9 protein-coding genes are annotated in these 8,069 nt (G+C 70.5%); 3 read left to right on the top strand and 6 right to left on the bottom strand.

What is annotated here, in order from left to right; translation table 11 throughout:
- The coding region (locus HW578_RS19650; protein WP_198372409.1) for a hypothetical protein at positions 1-327 on the bottom strand (327 nt) is incomplete at its 3' end.
- 144 nt (positions 328-471) lie between these two features.
- Here HW578_RS19650 and ettA point away from each other — a divergent pair.
- Together ettA and HW578_RS19640 are read left to right on the top strand one after the other, a co-directional pair.
- Positions 472-2,151 (top strand): energy-dependent translational throttle protein EttA, encoded by a 1,680-nt coding sequence (gene ettA / locus HW578_RS19645; RefSeq protein ID WP_198372408.1) that lies wholly within the window; start codon positions 472-474, stop codon positions 2,149-2,151.
- Between the two features lie 34 nt (positions 2,152-2,185).
- Positions 2,186-2,704 (top strand): GNAT family N-acetyltransferase, encoded by a 519-nt coding sequence (locus HW578_RS19640; RefSeq protein ID WP_198372407.1) that lies wholly within the window; start codon positions 2,186-2,188, stop codon positions 2,702-2,704.
- Between the two features lie 4 nt (positions 2,705-2,708).
- Here HW578_RS19640 and HW578_RS19635 read toward each other — a convergent pair whose 3' ends face one another.
- The 3 genes from HW578_RS19635 to HW578_RS19625 form a co-directional block, all read right to left on the bottom strand.
- A complete protein-coding gene (locus HW578_RS19635) occupies positions 2,709-3,161 on the bottom strand; it encodes a hypothetical protein (RefSeq protein WP_232479137.1) in 453 nt (150 codons plus the stop codon).
- A 76-nt stretch (positions 3,162-3,237) separates the two neighbouring features.
- Entirely contained in the window at positions 3,238-3,870 is a 633-nt protein-coding gene (locus tag HW578_RS19630; RefSeq protein WP_198372406.1) for an MlaC/ttg2D family ABC transporter substrate-binding protein, read from the bottom strand.
- A gap of 35 nt (positions 3,871-3,905) precedes the next feature.
- Entirely contained in the window at positions 3,906-4,742 is an 837-nt protein-coding gene (locus tag HW578_RS19625) for an MlaA family lipoprotein (RefSeq protein ID WP_198372405.1), read from the bottom strand.
- Positions 4,743-4,955: 213 nt separating this feature from the next.
- Between HW578_RS19625 and metF the strand changes: the two genes are divergently transcribed.
- Complete coding sequence (metF, locus tag HW578_RS19620; protein ID WP_198372404.1) at positions 4,956-5,885, top strand: methylenetetrahydrofolate reductase [NAD(P)H]; 930 nt, start codon at positions 4,956-4,958, stop codon at positions 5,883-5,885.
- Positions 5,886-6,241: 356 nt separating this feature from the next.
- On the opposite strand, the gene HW578_RS19615 is transcribed toward metF, so the two are convergent.
- Positions 6,242-6,739, bottom strand: a complete 498-nt coding sequence (locus HW578_RS19615; protein WP_198372403.1) for a L,D-transpeptidase family protein — start codon at positions 6,737-6,739, stop codon at positions 6,242-6,244.
- A gap of 346 nt (positions 6,740-7,085) precedes the next feature.
- Positions 7,086-8,069: GTP cyclohydrolase II (locus HW578_RS19610; protein WP_232479136.1), on the bottom strand; the 984-nt coding region annotated here is incomplete at its 5' end.

The raw sequence follows: 8,069 nt of genomic DNA, 5'->3' as shown, positions 1-8,069 counted from the left end.
CACCCGGGCGGGCGCGCGGTCGAAGGCGCGGCGCAGCGCGCCGCGGGCCGGATCGGGCAGGGCGACGGACCCGCGCACCGCCGGCACCGGCGCCTCAGCGCGGCTGTCCAGGATGCGGTCCACGAAGAGCCCCGTGGCATCGTCGAAGCGGGACTCCACGAGCACCACCATCAGGCGCCGATCCTGGTGCTCCGCCACGAAGTGCCGGAAGTGGATGCGCGCCTGCGACGGGTCCTCGTGCTCGCTTTCAAGGTACCAGACGCCGATGCGGATCCGGTTGGCGGGAATGGTGGCGCGGACCATCACCTCGTAGCGGGAGGGCTGCATCGGACCTGCCCTGGTGGGAAGGGTTCACCCCACCCGTGGCACGGCGCCGGTTAAGGGCGGGTTGCGCCGGCGCGCTCGCTTGGCGGGCCGCCCCCCGGGCTGTAGAACCCCGGCCGAACCCCGAGAAGCGCAGGTCCCAGCCCCATGGCCGCCTACCAGTATGTCTACGTGATGAAGGATCTCACCAAGTCCTATCCGGGCGGGCGTGAGATCTTCAAGGGCATCACCCTGTCCTTCCTGCCGGGCGTGAAGATCGGCGTGCTCGGCCCGAACGGCGCGGGCAAGTCCACGCTGATGCGCATCATGGCCGGGCAGGACAAGGAATTCGGCGGCGAGGCATGGGCGGCTGAAGGCGTGCGCGTGGGCTACCTCAGCCAGGAGCCCGAGCTCGATCCCAACCTGACGGTCGGCGAGAATGTGCGCCTCGCCTTCGCCGAGCTGAACGGCTGGCTCGCCCGCTTCAACGAGATCTCCGAGAAGTTCGCCGAGGAGATGTCCGAGGACGAGATGAACACGCTGCTCGCCGAACAGGCCGAGCTGCAGGAGAAGATCGACGCCGCCAATGGCTGGGAGATCGACCGCCAGGTCGAGATCGCGCTCGATGCGCTGCGCTGCCCCCCGCCCGATGCGCAGGTGACGAACCTCTCGGGCGGCGAGCGCCGGCGCGTGGCACTTTGCCGCCTGCTGCTCGAGAAGCCGGACATGCTGCTGCTCGACGAACCGACCAACCACCTCGACGCCGAAAGCGTGTCGTGGCTCGAGCGCACGCTGAAGGACTACACGGGCACGGTGCTGATCGTGACCCACGACCGCTACTTCCTCGACAACGTCACCTCGTGGATCCTCGAGGTCGATCGCGGCCGCGGCATTCCCTACGAGGGCAACTACTCCACCTACCTCGAGCAGAAGCGCAAGCGCATGGCGCAGGAGGAACGCGAGGAGAGCGCCCGCCAGCGCCAGCTGGCCGAGGAACGCGACTGGATCGGGCGCAGCCCCTCGGCCCGCCAGGCCAAGTCCAAGGCGCGTATCGCGGCCTATGAGGACCTGCTGCGCGCCAGCCAGGACAAGGCGCCCGACCCGACCGAGATCGCCATCCCGCCCGCCCCACGCCTTGGCAATACCGTCATCACGGCGGAGGGGCTCTCCAAGGGCTTCGGCGACCGGCTGCTGATCGACAACCTGTCGTTCAAGCTGCCGCCGGGCGGCATCGTCGGCGTGATCGGGCCGAACGGCGCAGGCAAGACCACGCTGTTCAAGATGATCATGGGCCGCGAGACGCCCGATGGCGGTTCGCTCACGGTCGGCGAGAGCGTGCAGCTCGGCTACGTGGACCAGAGCCGCGACAGCCTCGATGACAGCAAGTCGGTCTGGCAGGAGATCTCGGGCGGCGACGACACCATCACCATCGGCAAGCGCACCGTCGCCTCGCGCGCCTATTGCGCCGCCTTCAACTTCAAGGGCGGGGACCAGCAGAAGAAGGTCGGCTCGCTGTCGGGCGGCGAGCGCAACCGCGTGCACCTCGCGAAGATGCTCAAGAAGGAGCACAACGTGCTCCTGCTTGACGAACCGACCAACGACCTCGACGTTGAGACTCTGCGCGCGCTCGAGAACGCGCTGATGGATTTCGCGGGTTGCGCGGTGATCATCTCGCACGACCGCTTCTTCCTCGACCGCCTCGCGACGCACATCCTCGCCTTCGAGGGCGACAGCCACGTCGAGTGGTTCGAGGGGAACTTCGAATCCTACGAAGAGGACAAGCGACGTCGATTGGGCGAGCACGCCACCGACCCGCACCGCATCAAGTACAAGCCGCTGGCGCGGTGAGGGGCGGCGCGCGCGCGCCAGCCATGGCCGCGCCATGACGCTCCAGGCGCTGAAATCCACGCGGCTCATCACCACCGACAGGCTGATGATGATCCCGCCGGGGCGCGAGAACCTCCCCGACCTTATCCGCCTGAAGGCCGATGAGCGCGTCTTCGGCTGGATGCTGCACGGCGTGCGCAACGAGAGCCGCACGCGCGAGGAGCTCGAGGACGACATCGACTTCTGGGAGGTGCGCGGCTACGGCACCTGGTGCGTCTTCGAGCGCGCGACCGGCGATTTCCTCGGCATCTGCGGGCTGATGGAACGCCCCGACGGGCGCGGCGTGGCGCTGCGCTACGCGCTCTGGCCGGAATGCCGTGGCAAGGGCTATGCGCGCGAAGCCGCGCGCGCCGCGCTCGCCTTCGGCCACCGCGCGGGGCTGCCGCGCATCATCGCCGTTGCGCGGGAGGAGAATGCGGCGTCGCGCGCCGTCATGGCCGACATCGGCATGGCGCCGGCCGGCGAGTACCGCCACCAGGGCCACCGCATGCTGGTGTTCGAAAGCCGCGGCTGAACCGCTACTCCAGCACCTCCGGCCAGCCGATGAAGATGCCGACGTCGCCGGGCATGCCGCCCGGGAAGTCGATGACACGGGCGCTGAAGGTGAAGCCGCCGGGCTTGAGGTCGCGGTCCCACCATTCGTAGATCTTGTGCATCACGCCGGGCAGCGTGTCCTGCCAGCCGTCGAGGTGGTTGTTGATGCGCCGCCCGCCATCCTCGCAGAGCACGGAGGGGAACTTCAACAGCATCAGCTCGCGCTCGCCGGCCTCGAAGGCGCGGCGGATGCGCAGCAGCGCGCGCGCACGATCCTCATCGGTGATCTCGTAGGTCTGCACGCGGGTCGAGAAGGCCTCAAGCTCGGCCTTCTTGTTCGCGGCGGCTTCCTCGGCCTCGGCGCGGCGTCGCTCGGCGGCGGCAGCTTTGACGGCGAAGAGCTCGCGGATCGAAAGGGCGGGCTTGGGCTGGTCCATCGGGGCAGGCTCCTGCGGGTCAGGCAGACCTAGCGTGCGGCAGGCCTGCCTGTCTTGACCTGCGTCAAGTGAGGCGTCAGCCGCGCGTCTCGCGCGCGGCGAGCTGGGCGATCTGGTTGCGCATGGCGTCCAGCAGCGCGGCCACGCGCCCGCCATTGCGCTGGATCACCGCTGAATACTCGCTGCGCGTGGTCAGGCGTAGCGAGGTCCCCTCGGCGATCACGTCCACCACGCGGGGCTGGCCGCCGACCTCGGCGACCCGCCAGTCGAGCGAGAAGGCCGGCTGGTTCGGCCGTTCGATGATGGTGTTGACCAGCACGTCCTCCTCGGTGCGCTGCTGGCTGCGACCGAGGGAGAAGCGCACGCCGCGGTATTCCCCGAAGCGGGCCGAGAGGTTGCGCACGATGATGTCGTCGAAAAGCCGGTTGTATTCCGCCAGTTCCGCCGGCGAGGCCTGGCGGACGTAGCGACCGAGGATGAATCGCCCGGTCCCCTCGATGTCGACGGCGCGGCGCAGCACGGCGGCGACCTTTTCGCGCCGCGCGGCGACGTCGGAGCGCTGGTCGTTGATGGCGGCGACAAGCTCGTTGCCGGCGTCGCGCACGAAGGCCGCGGCGCGGGCGGTGTCGATCTCGGCGTGGCCCTGGCGCGGCCATGCCAGGGCCGTGGCCATCAGGGCGGGGGAGGCGATCAGGAGACGGCGCTTCATCGCTGGCATATGGGATGTTCCAGGCGGTTTCCGAGTCATCGGGCGGGCGGCGGCGCGGCGTCCGGCCCGCCCGGCCCCGTGACACCCTGGCCGAAGCCGGTCGTACCCGAGGGGCCGACCACCCGCCCGCCGGGGCTTTCCTGGTTGCGGATCTCGAAGGCACGGCGCTGGCGATAGGCCGAGCGCAGCGTGGAATAGGGATCGAGCGAGGTGGCACGCACCTGGTCGATGGGTTCCAGCAGCGCCTCGCGCGTGTCGACCACCGTGAGGCCGAGCTGGGTCCATCCGGCGGCATCCACCAGCACGCCCTGGCCGAGCCAGGTCAGCGGATTGATCGCGAGGTCCAGCCCCTGCCCCGCCAGGTCGCGCGGGGAGGAGGGGCCAAGTAGGGGGACGAACATGTAGAAGCCTTCCCCGGCGCCCCAGACCGCCAGCGTCTGGCCGAAATCCTCGGTATGGCCGGGCACGCCCCATTCACGCGCCACGTCCAGGATGCCGGCGACGCCGAGCGTGGAATTCACCATGAAGCGGCCGAGCGTGATCCGCGCGCGCGTGATGTTGCCCTGCAGCAGGTCGTTGGCGAGGATGACGGGCGCGCGCAGGTTGCCCAGCACGTTGCGGATGCCCGAGCGGATCGGCTGCGGCAGGACGTCGCGATAGGCCTCGGCGACGGGCTGCAGGACGAAGCGGTCGGCGACCTCGTGGACCTCGAACATGGCGCGGTTGGCGGGTTCGAAGGGGTCGTTGGTCTCGCGGTACTCGGCCAGGCCCTCGGCGTCGTCGGGATCGGGGCGGGTGGCGCAACCGGCGGCGACGACCAGCGCGAGGGCGAGCGCGAGGCAACGCAGGATCGGGGTCGGACGGAGCGGCATAAGGGCGGAATACAGTGTCCTTCGGGCCGTTGGAACCGGTTTCCGAACGGGGCTTGCAGGCCCGCGGTTGCGCACCAGCCTAGATGGCGAATGTGGCCATGCGGTGAAGCGCCTGGTCACGATGTCCTTGCCAGCCCCGGCGGGACAGGCGACAGGAGGCGCCCCGCGCGAGCGGGTCAGACGCCACGAGGAATGCGCGCGATGAACCATGCCATGACTGGAACCCTCGCCCGCTGGCTGACGGGGCCGCGGGTGGCCGGGCTGCCGGCGCCGGCCGAGATGCCGGCCCCGCGCCTGTCCTTCGAATTCTTCCCGCCCAAGACCGAGAAGCTCGAGGAACAGCTCTGGCACTGCATCCGGCGGCTGGAGCCGCTCGGGCCGCGCTTCGTGTCCGTGACCTACGGCGCGGGCGGCACCACGCAGGAACGCACGCATGCCACGGTGGCGCGGATCGTCTCCGAGACCTCGCTGACGCCGGCGGCGCACCTGACCTGCGTGGGGGCGACGCGGGATGAGGTGGACGCGGTGGCGCGGCGGTACTGGGAGGCCGGGGTGCGGCACATCGTGGCCCTGCGCGGGGACCCGCCGGCGGGGGCATCCGGATATACCCCGCACCCGGGCGGCTATGCGCAGGCGGAGGACCTGGTGCGGGGCCTCCGGCGCATCGGGGATTTCGACATCAGCGTGGGGGCCTATCCGGAGGGGCATCCGGCGGCGGTCTCGGCCGAGGCGGATGTCGATTTCCTCAAGCGCAAGATCGATGCCGGGGCGAACCGGGCGATCACGCAGTACTTCTTCGACACGGATGTCTACCTGCGCTTCCTGGACCGCTGCCTGGCCAAGGGCATCACGGTGCCGATCGTGCCGGGGATCCTGCCGGTGTCGAATTTCTCGCAGGTGGTGAAGTTCTCGGCGATGTGCGGGGCGAGCGTGCCGGCCTGGATGGGCAAGCTGTTCGAGGGGCTGGAGGAGGATGCCGAGACGCGGCGCATGGTGGCGGCCGTGGTGGCGGCGGAACAGGTGCGGTTGTTGCAGGCGAATGGGGTGGATGAGTTCCACTTCTACACGCTGAACAGGCCGGATCTGACCTATGCGATTGCGCATATCCTGGGGGCTCGGGCGAAGGTGGACGCTACGGGTTGAGGGGGCGGGCGCGGCGGGGCTGGGGCTGCGGGTTTCGGACTAATTCCCCTCGGTCGCCCGGGGCGGCGGTTTCGGACAAATAGCCGGCGGGTCGCTGGGGATGCTTCAGGATCGCGCTTGCAGGCGTCGCCGTGACGACGGTCGCGTGTCGGACAAGCCTGCGGCGCCGGGCCGGGGGCTGCTGGGAGCGGATAGGGGTCGGGTCAAGGTGCGGCCTTGCCGGGCTGCGGCGCCGCTCAAGGAAATTTATCCTAGATCGCCAATCGCGTCCGGTCCAGCGATTTCGTGAAGCGCCCGCAGCCGCGCCTGCCTCAGGCGAACCGGCGGGAGATTCGCGGCCTGAGCGTGCACCGCGCTCATCCCACCACCTCCAGCGCCATCAGCCCCGCCGCCAGCACCCGCCGCAACTCCCGCTCCGGCAGCGCCACGCACCCTTCCGTCGGCGAAAGATCCGCCCGCGCCACATGCAGGAAGATCGCGCTCCCGCGCCCGCGCTGCACCGGCGCGTCGTTCCAGCCGAGCACCGCGATCACGTCGTAGACCGCATCCTCCCGCCACAGGTTTTCGTGCCGTGCGGGGTGCGGCAGGCGGATAGCCTTATTGTAGTCGCGGTGGGTCGGGTCGTCGCACCAGCCATCCTCGGGCGCGATGGGTTCGCAGGGCAGGGTGGTGGCCGGGCGAGGCCCGCGGTCGGCGCGCCACAGCACGCGGCGCAGCGGCAGCAGGCCGGTGGGCGTGGCGCCGTCGCCTTCCTGCTTCGCGCTGCTGATGCCGCCCTTGCCGATCGCGCAGCGCAGCGTCTCGCCGCGGAAGCGCAGCAGGCCATCGGCGGTGACGCAGGCGGTGGTGGTCATGGGTGCTCAGGTCCGGCGAAGGGTGTCGCGTATCATCGCCGCATCGCGGCTGCGCGACCACATCTCGACAGCCGGAAAAGGGACGCACGCCGCGACCGGTCGAGCGCCGAGCCCCGAAGCAGGTCGCTAAAGCGGGCCGTTGATTGCGCGGCGCCGTGCCGCCGGTATGCAAGCAAGGAAGCGGATCGCGCCAGGCGCGATCCGGGAGCGCGAATGCGCGACCGTGCCCAGACCATCAGGCGCGCCGGGCGCACCCGTGCGGGACGCGAGGGCAAGCCGCGCGGACGCGTGGCGCCCGCCGTCTGAGGGATCAAAAAATGTTCGGCGTGCTAAAGCACGCCGAACATCAGTGCGGAAGGATATGGCCGAACCTTTCGGCCTTCGTGCGCAGATACCCGTCATTCACCCCGTTCGGGTCAAATGCATGGGCCTCGCGGCCCTGCACCTCGATCCCGCAGGCGGACAGGCCGTTGATCTTGTCGGGGTTGTTGGTCAGCAGGCGCACGCGCTCCACGCCCACCGCGCGCAGCATGGTGGCGGCGACCAGGAAGTTGCGCTCGTCCGCGCCGTAGCCCAGCGCGCGATTGGCATCGAGCGTGTCCAGCCCGGCATCCTGCAGCGTGTAGGCGCGCAGCTTGTTCACCAGGCCGATGCCGCGGCCTTCCTGCGCCAGGTACAGCAGCACGCCGCCGGCCGGGTCCTGCGCCATGCGCGCCAGCGCGCCGCGCAGCTGCGGCCCGCAGTCGCAGCGCAGGCTGCCCAGCAGGTCGCCGGTGAAGCATTCCGAATGGGCGCGCACCAGGGGGGCAACGCCCTCGGCCGCGGTCTTCTCGGGCGTGCCGACCAGGATTGCCAGGTGCTCGATTCCGCCATCGGCGGCGCGGAAGGCGACGATGCGCGCCTCCGGCACGTCCTGCAGCGGCACCCGAGCCTCCGCCACACGCATCAGTGAGGTGGCTGCGCTGGCCGGATAGGCCAGGACATCGGCGGCCGGCACGCTCAGCAGCGAAAGGCGCGCGGCAGCGGCCTCGGTCGCCGGGGCGGCGACCAGGGCGGGCAGCAGGCGCGCCAGCTTTGCCAGCCCGATCGCCGCCTGCCCCAGCGGCGGCGCCGCCAGCCGCTCGGGCGGGTCGAGGATGAGGCGTTCGGCGGTCGGGTCGGCCAGGCTGCGCAGGGCCTCGGGCGCCATCAGCCCCGGCGGCAGGCGCAGCGCCACGGCGCCTTCATCCTCCGCCGCATGGGGCACGGGGCGCTGCAGCACGGCGGCGGCGCGCACCGGGGCCAGCAGAAGCAGCGCGGGGGCGAGGGCGGCGCCGGCGAGTTCCGCCTG

Origin of the sequence: Roseomonas rosulenta (assembly GCF_016106005.1) — a bacterium.
Taxonomy (GTDB): Bacteria; Pseudomonadota; Alphaproteobacteria; order Acetobacterales; family Acetobacteraceae; genus Neoroseomonas; species Neoroseomonas rosulenta.
Note: the sequence above shows the minus strand (reverse complement) of the source record. Positions and strands in the feature narration are given on the sequence as shown.